We start from the raw sequence: 17,044 nt of genomic DNA, 5'->3' as shown, positions 1-17,044 counted from the left end.
TCCGTTGCCTGCTCGCACCACCAGCGTTTGATGAGGATCGCCATGCGCCAGCCTGCAAGTCGTCGCGCCTTTCTTCTCGGCGGCGTGGCCGCGGCGGCCACCAGCGCCGCGGCTGGACCGCTCGCCGCCGCGAGCCGGGTCAGCGAACCCGATTTCAGCGTTGTGCTGCCGGAAGGCGTTCTCCAGATCTTCGCCGTCACCGACCGCGCGTTCCGGGTCCGCTTCGTCCCGGAGTCCAACGCCCGCTCGGCGCCGCCCAGCGATATTCTCCTGCCCACGCGCGCCCCGCGGCCCACGCGCCGCCGACAGGGCGACATCACGCGCCTGATCCTGCCTCACATCACCTGCGAGATCGATGCGGCCTCGACGGTGCGCTTCTTCGATGCGCGGGGCCGCCTGCTGCTGGCGGAGACCGCGGAAGGCCGCCGGCTGGAACCGGGCCGGCTCGGCGAGGAGACCATCCACATCGCCGAGCAGAGGTTCGAGTCACCCGCCGATGAGCGGCTGTTCGGCACGGGCTGCTTCCAGGACGGAGCGCTCGACCTGCGGGCGCTTCCGCGGCGGCTCACCCAGGTCAACACCCAGATCAGCCTGCCGTTCATGCTCTCCAGCAAGGGCTATGGCCTGCTGTGGCACAATCGCGGCATGGCCGAGCTGAACCCGCCGCCGCATCGCGCCGTGCTCACCAAGGGCGCGGCGGGCGAAGCCCGGACGGCCGACGTCACCACCACCGCCGGCAACGCCCGCGTCGAGCGCAGGCTGACGGCCTTCGAGGGCGAGATCCGGGTCGAGCAGGCCGGCCGCCAGGCCTTCCTGCTCGACATCGGCCAGAAGATGGCCTCGATCCACCATGTCGAGATCAGCGACCAGGTCATGGTCGACTTCGCCAATCTCTGGCTGCCGCCGACCACCAGCTTCCTGGCCGACCTCCCGGCGGGAACCCACAAGGTCAAGGTGCTAGCCAACGACAGCGACGCCCCTGTGCTTCACCATGGCCCGGCCGTTGCGGCCACGACCTGGCGCGCGCCGGTGGCGACCGCGATCGACTATGTGGTGATCGCCGGTCCCAGCGCCGCCGAGGTGATGACCGGTTACCGTCAGTTGCTGGGCGCGACCTCGATGCTGCCGCGATGGGCCTATGGCTACATCCATTGCCGCGAACGCTTCCACTCGTCCGACGAGATCCTCGAGACCCTCGACGAGTTTCGCCGTCGCAAGCTGCCGGTGGATGTCATCGTGCAGGACTGGCAGTACTGGGGAAAGTACGGCTGGAACGCCATGCGCTTCGACGAAGACCACTATCCCGATCCCGCGGGGCTGATGCGCGCCCTGCACGCGCGCAACGCCCGCTTCATGCTGTCGGTCTGGTCCAAGGTCGGCAAGGACACCGACCTGGGCAGGCAGGTCGCCGCCAAGGGCTACTACATCCCGGGCACCGAATGGATCGACTTCTTCAATCCCGAGGCCGTCGCCTTCTACCGGGCCCAGCACGACCAGCACCTGGGCAAGCTCGGCATCGACGCCTGGTGGCAGGACGCCACCGAGCCCGAGAACGACGACCTCGTCGGCCGGATGACCGCCGCCGGTCGCGGCGAACATGTCCGCCTGGCCTACCCTCTCGAAGTGACCCGCGCCGTCCACGACGAGCGGCGCCGCGCCGAGCCGAACGTGCGACCGATGATCCTGACGCGCAGCGCCTTTCTCGGGCAGCAGCGCTATGCGGCCGCCACATGGTCGGGAGACATCGGCAACGGTTGGGACACGCTCGCGCGCCAGATCCCGGCGGGGCTCAACATGGCCGCGGCCGGCCATGCCTATTGGACGGTCGACGCGGGCGGCTTCTTCCGACCCGGCGAAGGGCAATACACCGACCCGGGCTACCACGAACGGTTTCTGCGCTGGTTCCAGTACGCCACCTTCCTGCCGCTGCAGCGCGTACACGGCTACCAGACCAACACCGAGTTCTGGCGCTATGGCGAGGCGGTCGAAACGGTCGCCCGGCAGTATCTCGAGCTGCGCTACCGCCTGCATCCGTACCTCTACAGCCTGGCGGGCGAGGCGTCGCAAAGCGGCGTGCCGATCATGCGCCCGTTCGTCTTCGATTTCCCTCAGGACGCCGACGCGTTGGCCGAGAAGCACAGCTACATGTTCGGCCCTGCCCTTCACGTCGCGCCGGTGGTGGCGGGCGGTGCGGACCAATGGCCGGTCTACCTGCCGCGAACTCCGGGCGGCTGGACCGATCTTTGGACCGGCCAGCGCCGCGAAGGCGGTCGCCGGCACGAGGTGACCACGCCCATCGAACAGTTGCCTCTGCACGGTCGGGCCGGCGCCATCCTGCCGATGGGCCCGGTCATGCAGTCGACGGCGCAGACCACGGGCGCGGCGATCGACCTTTTCGTGTTTCCCGGCGCCGATGGCGCGTTCCAGCTCTACGAGGACGACGGGCTCAGCAACGCCTACGAGCGGGGCGCGTTCTCGACCATCGCGATGCGCTGGAACGACGCGAAGCGCGAACTCGTCATCGAGGCTGCGCAAGGGCGGTTCGGCGGCGCGCCGTCACAGCGCCGCTTCGATCTGCACCTGGTCGGACCCGACGATACGCCGCTGCGGCCGAGCCGCGGCGTAGCGGTAAACTATCATGGCGCGGCCGTGCGTCAGCGGTTGGGGTGACCACCACGCTGGTGACGGGAGCATAATCCATGCGCCCGGTTCGGGTGAACGCTAACCTTGGCTGCAACGAAGTTCGCCGATGACTCCAATGGGCGCTCCGGACCCTTCATCAGGCCGAACGCCCAGCGATCGAGGGCGCATGAAACACCGTTTCGAACAAGGGCGGGCTTTGGCAGCGTCAGTGGGCGCTGCTACAGCACTATCGAGTAGAGTGAACTGAGAGGACGACGACATGGCTTTGCTCGACGAGCTCAAAGCTGACCAACTCGCGGCGCGCAAGCTGAACGACCGTCTGAAGGCCAGCGTGCTCACCACATTGATCGGCGAAGCCACGCAAATCACGACCGAAGAATTCAAGCGCGGCTTGACGGAAGTCACTGACGAAAAGGTCGTCGCAACCGTCGCGAAGTTCCTGAAGAACACGAAGCTGACGCTGGAGAACCTCGCGACCGAACGCGCGCGCCTGATCGAAGCCGGTGGCGATGCGTCGAAGGTGGACGAGCGGACCAGGGCGGCTGAAGCCGAACTGGCGATCCTGTCCTCGTATGGCCCGAAGCAGATGACGGAATCGGAACTGCGCGAGGCCATCAACGACTTCCGGGCCAAGAACCCGGGCGCCAACGTCGGGACGATCATGGCCCACCTGAAGACGAGCTTCGGCGGTCAGTATGACGGCAAGGCGGCCAGCGCGTTGGCCAGGGCTTGATTGAGGGCGACTGCGCGGTCTTGCGGCGGGACTGGACGCGACGCTCTGTTCATTTGGCGGGTCGTTGCCGAGAACGGCGTCGCGATCATGATCCGCATCCAGCGATCAAAGTTCCGATCCCCCTCGCGGCCATGACCGATGGCGGCGTCCGCGGCGACATCGCGCCAAACGCAGCCTATTCCGAGCGATTTGCACCGCTGACCACGCGAACTTGAATCAGCGTCATCTCCAACCTGCACCCACAAATTCCGCAGCCCCTTGCCGGCCGTCCAAACCCGCGCCACTCTCTGCCTTAACAACGATAACATTCCAGGGAGGCGACGTCGGAGCCATGGACAGCACGCGCTACGACTACGTCATCATCGGCGCCGGTTCGGCCGGCTGCGTCCTGGCGGCGCGGCTGACCGAAGATCCGGCCGTCAAGGTCCTGCTGCTGGAAGCGGGCGGCAAGAACAGCTCGATCCTGGTGCGGATGCCGGCCGGGGTGGGCGAGCTGATCAAGGCCAAGGGCGAGCAGAACTGGGGGTTCTGGACCGAGGCCGAGCCGCACCTGAACGATCGCAAGCTGTGGTGGCCGCGCGGCAAGGGCCTGGGCGGCAGCTCGGCGATCAATGGCATGATCTATGTTCGCGGCCACGCCCGCGACTACGACCAGTGGCGGCAGATGGGGCTGGCGGGCTGGTCCTATGCCGAGGTCCTGCCCTACTTCAAGCGGTCGGAACGCCATCATGGCGGCGGCGACGCCTATCACGGCGACGCCGGCCCGCTGCACGTGTCGCGCGGCGAGTCCAAGAGCCCGTTCTACACCGCCCTGATCGAGGCCGGCCGCCAGGCGGGGCACGCGGTGACCCAGGACTTCAACGGCTTTCGCCAGGAAGGCTTTGGCCCCTACGACCTGACCATCCGCGACGGCAAGCGCTGCAGCGCGGCGGCGGCCTATCTGCTGCCGGTGCTGGGCCGGCCGAACCTGACCTGCGTGACCGGGGCCCGCACCACCCGCGTCCTGGTCGAGAACGGCCGGGCGATCGGGGTCGAATATGTCGTGGGGACCAGCCCGGAGCGCCTCATCGCCCATGCCGACGCCGAGGTGCTGCTCAGCGCCGGAGCCGTGCAGTCGCCGCACGTCCTGCAGCTGTCGGGGATCGGCGATCCGGACGACCTGAAGGCCCAGGGAATCTCGGTGGTCCACGAGTCCAGGGGCGTCGGCGCCAACCTGCAGGACCACCTGGACGTCTGCCTGTCGTGGACGACGAAGAACCTGGTCACCGCCTATTCGGCCAACAAGGGACTGAACAAGCTGGGCGTGGGCCTGTCCTATATGCTGCTGGGTAAGGGGCTGGGGCGGCAGCAGTTCCTGGAGAGCGGCGCGTTCCTGAAGTCGCGCCCCGACCTCGACCGGCCCGACCTCCAGATCCACGGCGTGCTGGCCATCATGCAGGACCACGGCAAGGTGCAGGTCGAGAAGGACGGCTTCACCCTGCACGTCTGCCAGCTGCGCCCGGAGAGCCGAGGCAAGGTGGGCCTGCGCTCGGCCGATCCGTTCGACGACCCAACCATCCTGGCCAACTACCTGGCGACCGAGGAGGACCGCCGCGCCATCCGCGAAGGGGTGAAGATCGCCCGCGAGGTGGTGGCCCAATCGGCCCTGGATCCCTATCGGGAGGCCGAATACGCGCCCGGCGGCGACGTGAGGACCGACCAGCAGATCGACGCCTGGGTCCGGACCAAGGCCGAGACAATCTACCACCCGGTCGGAACCTGCCGGATGGGCGCGGCGGGCGACCCGCTGGCGGTGGTCGACGACCAGCTGCGCGTGCAGGGGATCACCGGCCTGCGGGTGGTCGACGCCTCGGTCATGCCCACCCTGATCGGCGGCAACACCAACGCCCCGACCCTGATGATCGCCGAGCGCGCCGCCGACCTGATCCGCGGCAGGACAGCGCCGGCGGCGTTGGACGTCCCGGTGTTCGAGGACGGACGGGCGGCGGCGGCTTAGCACCTGCGAAACCCTCCCGTGGGGAGAAGGAGGGGCCCATTGCGAAGCAATGGGAGGGTGAGGCGTAAGATGTCCGACGGCGTGCCGGCACTCCGATGACGGCGTAACCCCTCACCTTCCCACCGCTTCGCGGCGGGCCCCTTCCTCTCCCTCTGGGAGAGGATATCTAAGGGGCGCCTCAACCGAAGGACCCATGACATGACCCACCGCCCCCTGGGCCGCTCAGGCCTGTCGACCGCCCCGCTGATCTTCGGCGGCAACGTGTTCGGATGGACCGCCGACGAAGCGACGTCGCACCGCCTGCTCGACGCCTTCGTCGACGGCGGCTTCAACGCCATCGACACGGCCGACGTCTATTCCGCCTGGGTCCCCGGCCACGTCGGCGGCGAGTCCGAGAGCGTGATCGGCCGCTGGCTGAAGGCGCGGGGGCGGCGCGACGACGTACTGATCCTGACCAAGGTCGCCATGTGGCCGGCCCAGCCGGGCCTGTCGGCGGCCAATATCGCCGCGGCGGTCGAGGGCTCGCTGAAGCGGCTGCAGACCGACTATATCGACCTCTACCAGGCCCACCAGGACGACGCCGCCACCCCGATCGAGGAGACGCTGGAGGCGTTCGACCGGCTGGTGAAGGCGGGCAAGGTGCGGGCGATCGGGGCGTCGAACTTTTCGCCCGAGCGGCTGTCGGCCTCGCTGAAGGCCTCGCAGGCCCTGGGCCTGGCGCGCTACGAGACCATCCAGCCGAAGTTCAACCTGCATGACCGCGACGAGGTCGAGGGGCCGCTGGCAGAGCTGGCGGCGCGGGAAGGCCTGGGGATCATCCCCTATTACGGCCTGGCCGCCGGCTTCCTGACCGGCAAGTACCGCACCGAGGCGGACCTGGAGGGGCGTTCGCGCGGGCGCACGGTCAAGCCATACCTCACCGCGCGCGGCCTGAAGATCCTGGCCGCCCTCGACGCCGCCGCCCAGGCGGTGGGCGCCTCCCCGGCCCAGGTCGCCCTGGCCTGGATCATGGCCCATCCGGCGATCACCGCCCCGCTGGCCAGCGCCACGAGCGTCGAGCAGTTGAACGAACTGATGGCCGCGGCCCGCCTGACCCTGCCGACGGATGTGATTGACGCCCTGAACGCTGCGGGATGATGGGATGTTGAAATGGGGAGGGGTCGCCGTGCGGCGCCCCCTCCCCATCCGCGGCGCGCCCCTGCGCCCCGCGCCGCTCTTTCCGCCCCCCGACGGAAAGCTCGTGATGTTCCTCAGGCGATCCGCCGCCCGTGCAGCGTCGCCAGCCGCAGGCGCGGCGCTTCTTCATTGGCCGGTCCCAGGGCCTGGATCCGGCGCACGCCGAGGTCCGAGGCCGGGCGGCCCATCAGCCGCTGGATCATGGCGATGGGCTGGTAAAGACCCAGGAAACGATCGGCCTGGCCGTCGGCGCCGGTCATCGGCGCCAGCAGCACCTCCATGCCCACCGACGGCGCCCCGATGGCGCGGATGTCGGCGGTGATCACCACCGGCTCGCCCCGGCGACGGGCGACCTCCAGGGCGGACTTGACCTCCAGGCGGTGCGACAGGGCCCAGAAGCCCAGGGCGTCCTCGCCGCGCAGGTCGCGAGCATGCAGGTCGGCGACGAATCCGCCGGCCAGCCGCACCGGATAGCGGCCCTTGGCGTCGCGGCCGAGGATGAACACCTGCGGCAGCAGATCCAGGAAATCGGCCGGATTGACGGCGGCGCGCGCGGGCATGGCGGCGTTAACGGCCTTGCTACGCCAATAGTCTATCAACCGTTCCGTGCTTGGATGGAACATCGTCGTTCCCCTGGCGGGCTCGCACGCGGTCGTTCTCGACCGCATCGGGCTTGCAGGGAGAACCGGGCCAGCCCCAGGACCGTGCCGTCCTGGGACAGTTTCCCGGTGGAGCGGCGGACATGGCGTGAAACTTGCTTGGCCGTTGGCCGAGCGGCACGCTGGCGTGTTGTGAAGGGAAGAGGCCAATGAAGGCGCCGAAAATGACCTTGCCCAGGCTGTGGCTCAGCCTTGCCGCTGGACTCGGTGGGCTGTTGCTGGGCGGGGTCGCGTACGCCCAGTGCGGCAGCTGCACGCCGCCGCCTCCACCCTGCTGCGCGCCGCCGCCGGCGCCGCCGCGTCCGCCCACCCCGCCCGGCTGCAACACCTGCGGCGGCGGCGGTCACAACGTCTATGTGCCCGGCATCAACATCCACGTCGGCGGCTCGGTGGTGGTCAACGCCAACGCCTCGGCCACCAGCACGGCCACGGCCGGGTCCAGCGCCGGAGCCGGCGCGGGCGCGGGGGCCTCGGCCGGCTCGACCGTCTATTACGGCGGCGGCACCCACGGCGGCTACTATTCCGGCCCGATGTCGACCGGCTACATCCAGGGCCTGAACGTCGAGGGCGGCGAAGCCCGCCGTCGCGCGTCCTACGAGGCCACCCGCACCAAGTTCAAGCGCGTGGTCATCCGCGCCGTCTGCCTGGACGACCGCGACATCCCCCACCCGGCCTCGCAGGTCACCCCCGACCGCGACATCGACAGCGGCTATGACGGCGAGCTCTATCGCTGCATCGCGGGGTCGCGCATGCAGTACGTGGTCGGCGCCTACGAAGGCTACAGCGCGGCCAATTTCGGCGGCGAGACCTATGTCTGCGGCAAGAACGAAGCCCTCTATTACGGCGGCGGCGGTGGTCGCGGCGGCGCGGGCGGCGGCTACCTGGCCGGCGGTCCCGACGGCGGCCGCGGCGGCGCCCTCTCGTGCCGGCCGCAACGTCCGGCCCGCGACTGCAACGAGCGCTCGCTGCTGCGCCGCTACGGCGCCGGCGTGAAGGTCCTGACCATCCTGACCACCGAGAAATACACCGCCTATCGCGAGGAAACGGTGCGCGAGCAGTCCAGCTCGGGTCTGAGCCTCAGCCTGGACGGCGGCGTCGGCGGGGTGGTGTACTAGCCTTCGCTCCGACCAGCGAACATGGAAGGGCCGCTCCCTGGGGAGCGGCCCTTTTTTTGGCGGATCGTTCGCATCTACGACTTTGTCGCGAAAACCGCCTCGGCGGTTGCTATCCTGGGTGAGGAATCATTCCCGATAGACCGACAGTCAGGAACACCGATGCTTCGTACGCTTTTCGCCGTCGTCGCCGTTTCAGGATCGCTGCAGGCCGCTGGCGCGGCGGCGGAACCGTTCTACGACGCCGCCCTCTGCAAGCCGGCCTATACGATGGACTCGGCTACGGCGCTGTACGAGGCCGCCGAAAAGCTGGCCAAGCCCGACACCTCGCTGCTGACGGCCTATGTCTACAAGCTGCCGCAAGACCTCGGCCAGGACGGCTTCAAGACCAACGAAGTGGTGTTCGCCGGCACGTCGGTCGGCGTCCTGGTCCAGGGCCAGCAGGCCGAGGCCCTGGCCCAGCGCTACCAGCTGCAACGCGAGCGCTCCAGCCTGATGGGCGCCTCCACCAAGGGCTATGCGCGCGAACTGCCGCCGAGCGAACAGCCGCAGCCCGACGCTGGAACCGTCTCGATCGTCGCCCGCGAGAGCGCCGCCTTGCCCGGCAAGACGCTGCTGGCCTGCGAGTTCGTCACGAAGGAAGACCGGGCGGCGCTGGAAGCCTACGAAAAGTCCAAAAGCCAGTAACGCGCGCACGCGCCCTTCATCGGACGGCCCTCATGGCGACCCTGTCGGCGATCCTGTACTTCCTCGCCCACCACCCGTTCTGGTCGTGGCCTGTCCTGGTGCTCGTTGGCGCCACGCTGGGACGGGCGATGGCGACATGGCGGCGTCAGCTCGGCTGGTACGCGCTGATGGCGCCGTTCTTCTTTTTCGGCATCGCCAACTTCTTCACCGGCCACATCTTCAACGCGCTGTTCCTCAACGCCTTCGGGGAAACCGGCGCGGCGGTGGTGACCCATTCGCGGGAGACCAGCTCCACGCTCAACGACCAGCCCATATGGGCCTACGACGCAGTGCTGAAGACAGCGGACGGCCGCGATGTGGTGACGGGGTTCACCACCATGTCCGCCAGCATCTATCCGATCACCAACGAAATCCTGATCCCGCCCGAGGGCGAGATGTTCGTCGCCAAGTACATTCCGGGGTTCCCGCGCAACATTGCCATCATGCGCGACCTGTCGCCCTACGGAAAAGTCTACCGGATCGGCATGGACCGCGGGCCGGTCGACAAGGCGGCCAACCAGTTCGCGGCCAGCCCGGGCAACGCCGCGTTCATCGCGGAATATCGCAGGGCCTTGACCGTCTTCCTCGAAAAGCACCGCCACGACGCCGATCCGGACCTGGTCCGCGACTTCGAGGCCAGGCTGGCGGCGCTGCCGCCAGCCGAGTGAGCTTCGCGATCGCTTCGTGCTGAAGCGGATGGACGTTCAGCTCTCGGGGGGGGGCGAAAACCTCGTCCTTCGACAAGCTCCGGATGAGGTTTTCTACTGCCGGGCTTCGTGAATGGTCCTCATCCTGAGCTTGTCGAAGGACGAGGACCACGCACGGCGTTGAACGCCGATCGGCCTCAGATCACGTAGTCGTAGACCACGTCGGCCAGCGTATGGTCCATCGTCCGGGCCGGCTCTTCGCAGGTCGGGCAGTTGACGATGCGGGCCGGCACGCCGGCGGCCGTGCAGTGCGGCGGGATCGGCTTGAGCACCACCGAGCCGGACGCCACCTTGGCGTAGTCGCCGACCGTGATGTTGCCCAGCACCTTGGAGCCCGCGCCCAGCAGCACGCCCTTGCCGATCTTGGGGTGGCGGTCGCCGCGCTCGGCGCCGGTGCCGCCCAGCGTGACGCCATGGAGCATCGAGACGTCGTCCCCGACCACCGCGGTCTCGCCGATGACGATCCCGGTGCCGTGGTCGATGAACACGCCCTGGCCGATGCGGGCGGCGGGGTTGATATCGACCTGGAAGACCTCGCTGGCCCGGCTCTGCAGGTAGAAGGCCAGGGTCTCACGGCCCTGGCTCCACAGCCAGTGCGACACGCGGTGCGTCTGCAGGGCCAGGAAGCCCTTGAAGAACAGGAACGGCTGGACATAGCCCTTGGTGGCCGGGTCGCGCTCAAACACCGCCATCAGGTCGGCCTCGGCGGCGGCGATCAGGGCCGGATCGGAGTTGAAGGCGTCGGCGGCGAACTCGCGCGCCGTCATCGCCCGCATTTCCTGGTCACCCAGCTTGCGCGCCAGCTGGAAGGTCAGGGCGTCGGCGATATTGTCGTGACTGAGGATCACGGCGTTGAGCAGCGAGGCCAGGGCCGGCTCGGCCTTGGCGGCGTGTTCGGCCTGGTTGCGCAGGGCGGCCCAGACGGGCGGCGTCGTTTCCTGCGTCACGACCTCGAGATGTTTGGCCACCGGGATCTCCCTCGCCCACGCCGACACTAGAGCATCTTTTTTGGAAATGCTCCAGGACGGCCTTCGGATCCGACGGCCATGCCGCCGATCCGTTCGCCACTTAAGACCGCGCGTCGGCCAGCACAAGTCGCGCCAGGTCGGCCGGCAACTGGCCCTTCACCGCCATATGGTGCACCCGCAGCAGTAAAGCCACCGTCAAGGAGTCCGGCATGTGGCCGGACACCGCCGCGTCGAGGGCCTGGCCGAACGGCACGCGGGCTATGGCCAGGTCCTCGGTGTCGTCGGGCGCTGTGGCCGTCGGCGTCAGGTCCATCGCCAGGTAGCCGTGGCAGATCTCGTCGGTGATCGAGTTGGACAGCTCCATGGTCAGGATCAGCCGCCAGTCGGCGGCCTGCAGCCCGACCTCCTCGGCCAGTTCGCGCTTGGCGCCGTCCAGCGGATCCTCGTCCAGCGGCGCGCCGCCCTCGGGGATCTCCCAGCTGTAGTTGGCGTGGGGAAAGCGGTTCTGGCCCACCAGGGTGACCGTGCCGTCGGCGTGCAGCGGCACGACGCCGATCGCCCGGTTCTTGAACGTCACCTTGCCGTACAGGGCCGGCCGGCCGGTGGGCGCGACGGCGTCGTACTCGGTCAGGGTGATCCAGGGATTGTCGTAGACGACGGTTTCCCGGGTGACGCCCCACGGCGTCCCGTGCGCTTTGAGCCAAGAGGGTTTTTCGGACATGCGAACGACTCGCGACTTGTGGCGGCCGGGGCTCGGCCATAGGTGTGCTGCTTATCGTGCTTCCCGGAGGTCGTCTTGGCCGGTTCTGTTCCCCCTGCCCCAGAATTCGGCGAAGTGCTGCCGATCGCGCCGTCGCCGGCCGTGCTGGACTTCCTGGCCCGGCGGCGGTCGGCCTCGGCCATGAGCCTGACGGCGCCGGGACCGGACGACGCCCAGCTGGCCGACCTGCTGCGCCTGGCCGCCCGGGTGCCGGACCACGGCAAGCTGGCCCCCTGGCGGTTCGTGATCCTGCGCGGCTCGGCCAAGGACGCCTTCGCCGAGAAGATCACCGCCCTCGCCGACAGCCAGGCCAATCCCGCCAAGGCCAACGCCGCCCTGCGCAAGCTGACCCGCCCGCCGGTCGCCGTCGCGGTCATTTCCCGCCACATCCCCGGCGAGATCCCCGAATGGGAGCAGCGCCAGAGCGCTTCGGCCGTCTGCCAGCAGATGCTGCTGGCCGCCGCCGCCATGGGCTGGGGCGCCAACTGGATCACCGACTGGTACGCCTATGACCCGCGCGCCCAGGCCATTCTCGGCCTGGCTGACGAGGAACGGGTGGCCGGCTTCCTCTATCTGGGGACCTCGACCGAGGCCCCGCAGGAGCGGGTGCGGCCGGACGTGGCGGCGATCACCACCGAATGGTCCGCCGACTGAGCGCCGCGCCGGACGCCTGTGGCGTTTTCGCATCGGTCCGAGGCGTTCGGACAGGAGAGCGCGGCTGGAATAGCGGCCACACGCCATAGAATCGCCACCTGACTAGTCTCAAATCCCAAGGCGTGGGACTTGCGGGGCGCAGGCTTCGCCGTGCATCAGGCGCGACATCTTGTGTAACAGTCCTGCATCAAATCGACCTTAAGCATCGGTAACTTGTGATGTGGCCTTGCGTTGCCTAAGGCCAAGCTCGACGATGTCTGCGTACCTACACGCCGACCAACTTTTTACGGCCGACGGGGTTTATGACGCTCTCTCTCCTGATTCTTGGCATGGCCGCCGCCCTTGACGGCGCGCCCGAAGCCGCGCCCGCGCAGCAGGAACCTGCAACCCAGGTACGGCAGACGCCGCAACAGGCCGCGCGGGCCGACGCGGACCCGTACGCCGCCGAGGTCGACGCGGTCGAGGTGGTGGCCGGCAAGCCGCGCGGCTCGGTCGAGGGCGACATCAAGCCCGAACTGACCCTGAACCCGGCCCAGATTCGCGCCTACGGAGCCGGCAGCATTTCGGAGCTGATGGCCTTCCTGGAGCCACAGCTGCGCACCAGCCAGAGCCGCGGCGACGGCCAGCCGGTGATGCTGGTCAACGGCCGCCGCATCTCGGGCTTCCAGGAGATCCGCGACATCCCGCCCGAAGCCATCGAGCGCTTCGAGATCCTGCCCGAGGAAGTGTCGCTGACCTATGGCTACCGCGCCGACCAGCGGGTGGTGAACATCGTCCTGCGCCGCCGCTTCCGCGCCCTGACCACCGAGGCCGGGGTCAAGGTCCCAACCGCCGGCGACCGCACCTCGACCGACCTGCAGAGCACCTTCTTCCGGGTCCAGGGCGACAATCGCTGGCTGTTCAACGGCAAGGTCACGCACGACACCGCCCTGTTCGAGGACGACCGGAACATCGTGCGCACGCCGTCGGGCCAGCCCTACGACCTGACCGGCAACGTCACGGGCATGCCCCAGCTCGACCCGTTGACCGGCAAGCCCACCCGGAGCGTGACGCCGATCGACCCGAACCTGACCGCCCTGGTCGGCGCGCCGGTCACCGTCGCGCCCGTGCCGACCTCGGCCCTCGGCGGCCGGCCCACCCTGGCCGATTTCGCGACCGGCGCCGGGACCGCCGCCAGCGACGACCTGACCGCTTGGCGCAGCCTGGCGCCCCGGAGCACCACCGCCAGCCTGACCGGCGCGGTCACCCGCCCGCTGGGCAAGTCCTCCATGGTCACGATCAGCGGCGGCTTCGACGACAGCAGCACACTCAGCTATCTGGGCCTGCCCGGCCTCCGCGGCCTGCCGAAGGACCCCGACGATCCCGACGTCCACGTGGTCGTGCCGGCCGGCAGCCCGTTCTCGCCGTTCAGCCAGAACGTCGAGCTCTATCGCTACGCCGACGACTACGTCTCGATGACCCGCAAGGTCGACACCCAGAAGGCGACGGTGTCGGCCGCAGCCAACGGCCGGATCAAGGACTGGCGCTGGAGCGCCACCGGCGGCTACGTCTATTCGACCAGCGACACCACCACCGGCCGGGGCCTGGACGCGGCGGCGTTCATCGCCGCCGTCGCCGCCGGCGACCCGGCGGTCAACCCGTTCGGCAACATCCCCTCCAACCTGCTGGCCCGGGTCTCGCCCGACACCGCCAAGTCGACCTCGAACACCGCCAACGCCGAGGTGGTGTTCGTCGGCAACCTGCTGCAGGCCCCGGCCGGCGGCGTCTCGACCACGTTCAAGGTCGGCGCCGACACCCAGACGCTGGACTCGCGCAGCGTCCGCCGGGGGACAGCGGTCGACCGCGACATCTCGCGCACCAGCGGCAACCTGCAGGGCAGTCTCAACGTGCCGATCGCCGACCGCGACAAGGGCGTGCTGCCGGCGCTGGGCGACCTGTCGATCAACTTCAACGGCCAGTACGAGCAGCTGTCGGACTTCGGCGGACTGACCACCCTGGGCGCCGGCGCCAACTGGTCGCCGATCAATCCGCTCAGCTTCCTGGTCAGCTACACCAGCGAGGACGGCGCCCCTACGCCGTCGCAGCTGAACGACCCGATCCTGTCGACGCCGAACGTCTCGATCTACGACTTCAGGACCGGTCAGTCGGTGCTGGCGACGCGGGTCGAGGGCGGCAATCCGAACCTGGTGTCCGACAGCCGCCAGGTGATGAAGCTGAGCGTCAACATCCGGCCGCTGCCCAAGGACGCCAAGACCAACCTGCAGATCAGCGCCAACTACACGGCCACGCGGATCGACGACTCGATCAACAGCTTCCCAGCCATCACCGCCGACATCGAGCAGGCCTTCCCCGATCGGATCGTCCGCGACGCCAACGGCCGGCTGATCTCGGTCGACTCGCGTCCGGTGAACTACGCCAAGTCGGAGCAGGAACAGATTCGGTGGGGGTTCAACCTGTCACGGCCGTTCGGCAAGCCGCGCGCCGGCCTGCCGGGCTTCGGCGGCGGACCGCCTCCCGGCGGCCCCGGGCGTGGTCCTGACGGCGGCCGCGGACCTGACGGCGGTCCCGGCGCGGGCGGGGGCGGCGGCGGTGGCGGTTTCCGTGGCGGCGGCGGTTTCCGCGGCGGCCCGCGCCCCGGCCAAGGGCAGTTCCAGGTCTCGCTCTACCACACCTGGAAACTGAAGGACGAGGTGACCATCCGCGACGGCCTGCCGGTCATCGACCGCCTGGACGGCGGCTCGGGCGCCGGGCCCGAGCACGAGGTCCAGTTGCAGGTCGGCGTCTTCAAGAGCGGCATGGGCGCGTTCCTGAACGGCAGCTGGCGCAGCGGCTATCGCCTGAACGGCGCGACCACCCAGCAGGATCTGTTCTTCAGCGACCAGTCGACGTTCAGCCTGAACCTGTTCGCCGATCTGTCGTCGCGCCCGGACCTGCTGCGCGCTCACCCGTGGTTGCGCGGCTCGCGGGTGCAGCTGCAGGCCCAGAACCTGTTCGACACCCGCCAGGACGTGCACGACCGCCTGGGCCTGACGCCCCAGGCCTACCAGCCGGACTTTCGCGACCCGATCGGCCGGACCGTGCGCATCAGCTTCCGCAAGCTGATCGGCCCTTCGCGCCCCGTCCAGCCCCCCGGCCAGCGGCCGCCGGCGGTCCCCACGCCGCCGCCGGCGCAGCAGCCGGCGCCGTCACCGCGCTAGGCCTTTCGACGCTCTACCCCGGAAGCGAAAACCTCGTCCTTCGACAAGCTCAGGAAGAGGTTTTCGAATGCTGCCTAGAGAATGGTCCTCATCTTGAGCTTGTCGAAGGACGAGGACCACGCGCAGCGCCTATTTGGCTCTGAAAGGCCCTCAGCCCCGGCCGCGATAGGGCGCCACGCCCTGGTCGGGGACCCACAAACCCTCCGGCGCCGGACCGGTCTGCCAGAACACGTCGATCGGAATGCCGCCGCGCGGGTACCAGTAGCCGCCGATGCGCAGCCAACGCGGGGCCGCGATCTCGACGATCTTGCGGCCGATCTTGACCGTGCAGTCCTCGTGGAACGAGCCGTGGTTGCGGAAGCTGGTCAGGTACAGCTTCAGCGACTTGCTCTCGATCAGCCAGTCGCCCGGCGCGTAGTCGATCACCAGGTGCGCGAAGTCGGGCTGGCCGGTCACCGGGCACAGCGAGGTGAATTCGGGAGCCACGAAGCGCGCCAGGTAGGTCACGTCGCTCTGCGGATTGGGCACGCGCTCGAGAACGGCCTGGTCGGGGCTGGCGGCGGGCTCGACCACCTGGCCCAGCTGGGTCACATGAAGTTCGGTCATGGGCGGTCATCTAGGCCCCGCGCCCGCGCGAGACAAGCGCGCGCGGCGTCGCTATCGTGGCGTCAAACAGATGTTGGGACGGAAACAGGCGATGAGCGGACGCGACTTCGACGGCTTCACGGTGGTGGTCACCGGGGCCTCCACGGGCCTGGGCCGGGCCATGGCGGTCGAGACCGCGCGGCGCGGCGCCGGCCTGGTGGTGGTCAATTTCGCCCGCAGCGCGCAGGAGGCCGAGGAGACCGCCGGCCTGGTCGAGGCCGAGGGCGCCAAGGCCGTCCTGGTCCAAGGCGACGTCGCCCAGGACACCGACTGCCGCCGGATCGCCGAGACGGCGGCGGGCTCGGGCCGGATCGACGCCCTGTTCAACAACGCCGGGATCACCAAGTTCGCCCCCGACCACGCCGACCTCGACGCGGTCGACGCCGAGGACTTCCTGCGGCTCTACGCGGTCAACGTGGTCGGCGCCTTCCAGATGGTCCGCGCGGCCCCCGCAGCCTGCTGGAAGCCGCGCCGCAGCCGGGCGCCGTGGTCAACACCGCCTCGATCGCCGGGGTGGTGGGTAACGGTTCATCGGTGCCCTACGCCGCGTCCAAGGGCGCCCTGACGACCATGACCTTGTCGCTGGCCCGGGCGCTGGCCCCGCGTATCCGGGTCAACGCCGTCTGTCCGGGCTTCATCGACACCCCGTGGTTCAGCAAGGTCATGGACGAGGAGCGCACCGACCGCTTGCGCGCCCGATCGGCCGCCGCGACGCCGCTGAAGGTCGCCTCCACCGCGGAGGACATCGCCGGCGCCGCCGTGTTCCTGGCCTCGCCCGCCTCGCGCCACGTCACCGGCGAGACCCTGCTGGTCGACGCCGGCCTGCACCTGGGCGGAGCGAGTCTGGCGATGCGCTAAAGCCGCAGGTAAAGCCGAAACAATCGTTCCGTTGACACTGTGGCGCCCGACGCCACTTCTGAAGCAAAATCGTCACACTCCGCCCAAACTTTGTGCCTGCGGCATGCTTTCTGCTGGTGATTTGACCAGCAAGATTGCAACAAAGGCTTGGCCGACAACTACTGCTGTCGTGTTCAACGCGCTTGCAGGCGTCGCTGATCGGCGAGGGCT

At 68.9% G+C, this 17,044-nt stretch carries 13 protein-coding genes and 1 pseudogene; 10 read left to right on the top strand and 4 right to left on the bottom strand.

Annotation, left to right across the window (positions count from 1 at the left end):
* Window positions 1-42 precede the first annotated feature (42 nt).
* The 4 genes from G3M57_RS05535 (at window position 43) to G3M57_RS05520 (ending at window position 6,509) form a co-directional block, all read left to right on the top strand.
* Entirely contained in the window at window positions 43-2,670 is a 2,628-nt protein-coding gene (locus tag G3M57_RS05535; protein WP_163229289.1) for a glycoside hydrolase family 31 protein, read from the top strand.
* A 232-nt stretch (window positions 2,671-2,902) separates the two neighbouring features.
* Entirely contained in the window at window positions 2,903-3,376 is a 474-nt protein-coding gene (locus G3M57_RS05530) for a GatB/YqeY domain-containing protein (RefSeq protein WP_163229287.1), read from the top strand.
* Between the two features lie 331 nt (window positions 3,377-3,707).
* A complete protein-coding gene (locus G3M57_RS05525; protein ID WP_163229285.1) occupies window positions 3,708-5,372 on the top strand; it encodes a choline dehydrogenase in 1,665 nt (554 codons plus the stop codon).
* A gap of 198 nt (window positions 5,373-5,570) precedes the next feature.
* Window positions 5,571-6,509 carry an aldo/keto reductase gene (locus G3M57_RS05520; RefSeq protein ID WP_163229283.1) on the top strand — a complete coding sequence of 313 codons (939 nt, stop codon included), beginning with the start codon at window positions 5,571-5,573 and terminating at the stop codon, window positions 6,507-6,509.
* A 113-nt stretch (window positions 6,510-6,622) separates the two neighbouring features.
* On the opposite strand, the gene G3M57_RS05515 is transcribed toward G3M57_RS05520, so the two are convergent.
* Window positions 6,623-7,171: a PAS domain-containing protein gene (locus G3M57_RS05515; protein ID WP_056754067.1), complete on the bottom strand. Its 549-nt coding sequence runs from the start codon at window positions 7,169-7,171 to the stop codon at window positions 6,623-6,625.
* Between the two features lie 185 nt (window positions 7,172-7,356).
* Between G3M57_RS05515 and G3M57_RS05510 the strand changes: the two genes are divergently transcribed.
* The 3 genes from G3M57_RS05510 to G3M57_RS05500 all read left to right on the top strand — a co-directional run bounded on the left by G3M57_RS05510 (window position 7,357) and on the right by G3M57_RS05500 (window position 9,713).
* Window positions 7,357-8,322 carry a hypothetical protein gene (locus G3M57_RS05510; protein WP_163229281.1) on the top strand — a complete coding sequence of 322 codons (966 nt, stop codon included), beginning with the start codon at window positions 7,357-7,359 and terminating at the stop codon, window positions 8,320-8,322.
* Window positions 8,323-8,481: 159 nt separating this feature from the next.
* Window positions 8,482-9,006: a hypothetical protein gene (locus tag G3M57_RS05505; RefSeq protein WP_056754062.1), complete on the top strand. Its 525-nt coding sequence runs from the start codon at window positions 8,482-8,484 to the stop codon at window positions 9,004-9,006.
* Window positions 9,007-9,038: 32 nt separating this feature from the next.
* On the top strand, window positions 9,039-9,713 hold the full coding sequence (locus G3M57_RS05500; protein ID WP_163229279.1) for a hypothetical protein: 675 nt from the start codon (window positions 9,039-9,041) through the stop codon (window positions 9,711-9,713).
* A 176-nt stretch (window positions 9,714-9,889) separates the two neighbouring features.
* On the opposite strand, the gene cysE is transcribed toward G3M57_RS05500, so the two are convergent.
* Window positions 9,890-10,720 carry a serine O-acetyltransferase gene (cysE, locus tag G3M57_RS05495; protein ID WP_056754055.1) on the bottom strand — a complete coding sequence of 277 codons (831 nt, stop codon included), beginning with the start codon at window positions 10,718-10,720 and terminating at the stop codon, window positions 9,890-9,892.
* A gap of 100 nt (window positions 10,721-10,820) precedes the next feature.
* On the bottom strand, window positions 10,821-11,441 hold the full coding sequence (locus G3M57_RS05490; protein WP_163229277.1) for an NUDIX domain-containing protein: 621 nt from the start codon (window positions 11,439-11,441) through the stop codon (window positions 10,821-10,823).
* 75 nt (window positions 11,442-11,516) lie between these two features.
* Here G3M57_RS05490 and G3M57_RS05485 point away from each other — a divergent pair, with 75 nt between their 5' ends.
* Window positions 11,517-12,134: a nitroreductase family protein gene (locus G3M57_RS05485; RefSeq protein WP_163229275.1), complete on the top strand. Its 618-nt coding sequence runs from the start codon at window positions 11,517-11,519 to the stop codon at window positions 12,132-12,134.
* A gap of 329 nt (window positions 12,135-12,463) precedes the next feature.
* Window positions 12,464-15,331 carry a TonB-dependent receptor gene (locus G3M57_RS05480; protein ID WP_230983961.1) on the top strand — a complete coding sequence of 956 codons (2,868 nt, stop codon included), beginning with the start codon at window positions 12,464-12,466 and terminating at the stop codon, window positions 15,329-15,331.
* Between the two features lie 150 nt (window positions 15,332-15,481).
* On the opposite strand, the gene queF is transcribed toward G3M57_RS05480, so the two are convergent.
* Window positions 15,482-15,937, bottom strand: a complete 456-nt coding sequence (gene queF, locus G3M57_RS05475) for a preQ(1) synthase (RefSeq protein ID WP_019848146.1) — start codon at window positions 15,935-15,937, stop codon at window positions 15,482-15,484.
* Between the two features lie 70 nt (window positions 15,938-16,007).
* Between queF and G3M57_RS05470 the strand changes: the two are divergent.
* A pseudogene (locus tag G3M57_RS05470) lies at window positions 16,008-16,834 on the top strand (SDR family NAD(P)-dependent oxidoreductase).
* The last annotated feature ends 210 nt before the right edge of the window (window positions 16,835-17,044 follow it).

It is taken from the genome of Caulobacter rhizosphaerae (genome assembly GCF_010977555.1).
GTDB classification, from domain to species: domain Bacteria; phylum Pseudomonadota; class Alphaproteobacteria; order Caulobacterales; family Caulobacteraceae; genus Caulobacter; species Caulobacter rhizosphaerae.
This window is presented reverse-complemented; position numbering and strand designations above follow the sequence as displayed.

Bases quoted from the DNA above. Each gene is read 5' to 3' on its own strand.
- G3M57_RS05520 (WP_163229283.1), top strand. From the start codon at position 5,571: ATGACCCACCGCCCCCTGGGCCGCTCAGGCCTGTCGACCGCCCCGCTG.
- G3M57_RS05510 (WP_163229281.1), top strand. From the start codon at position 7,357: ATGAAGGCGCCGAAAATGACCTTGCCCAGGCTGTGGCTCAGCCTTGCC.
- G3M57_RS05515 (WP_056754067.1), bottom strand. From the start codon at position 7,171: ATGTTCCATCCAAGCACGGAACGGTTGATAGACTATTGGCGTAGCAAG.
- queF (WP_019848146.1), bottom strand. From the start codon at position 15,937: ATGACCGAACTTCATGTGACCCAGCTGGGCCAGGTGGTCGAGCCCGCC.
- G3M57_RS05530 (WP_163229287.1), top strand. From the start codon at position 2,903: ATGGCTTTGCTCGACGAGCTCAAAGCTGACCAACTCGCGGCGCGCAAG.
- G3M57_RS05535 (WP_163229289.1), top strand. From the start codon at position 43: ATGCGCCAGCCTGCAAGTCGTCGCGCCTTTCTTCTCGGCGGCGTGGCC.
- G3M57_RS05490 (WP_163229277.1), bottom strand. From the start codon at position 11,441: ATGTCCGAAAAACCCTCTTGGCTCAAAGCGCACGGGACGCCGTGGGGC.
- G3M57_RS05525 (WP_163229285.1), top strand. From the start codon at position 3,708: ATGGACAGCACGCGCTACGACTACGTCATCATCGGCGCCGGTTCGGCC.
- G3M57_RS05505 (WP_056754062.1), top strand. From the start codon at position 8,482: ATGCTTCGTACGCTTTTCGCCGTCGTCGCCGTTTCAGGATCGCTGCAG.
- G3M57_RS05500 (WP_163229279.1), top strand. From the start codon at position 9,039: ATGGCGACCCTGTCGGCGATCCTGTACTTCCTCGCCCACCACCCGTTC.
- G3M57_RS05480 (WP_230983961.1), top strand. From the start codon at position 12,464: ATGGCCGCCGCCCTTGACGGCGCGCCCGAAGCCGCGCCCGCGCAGCAG.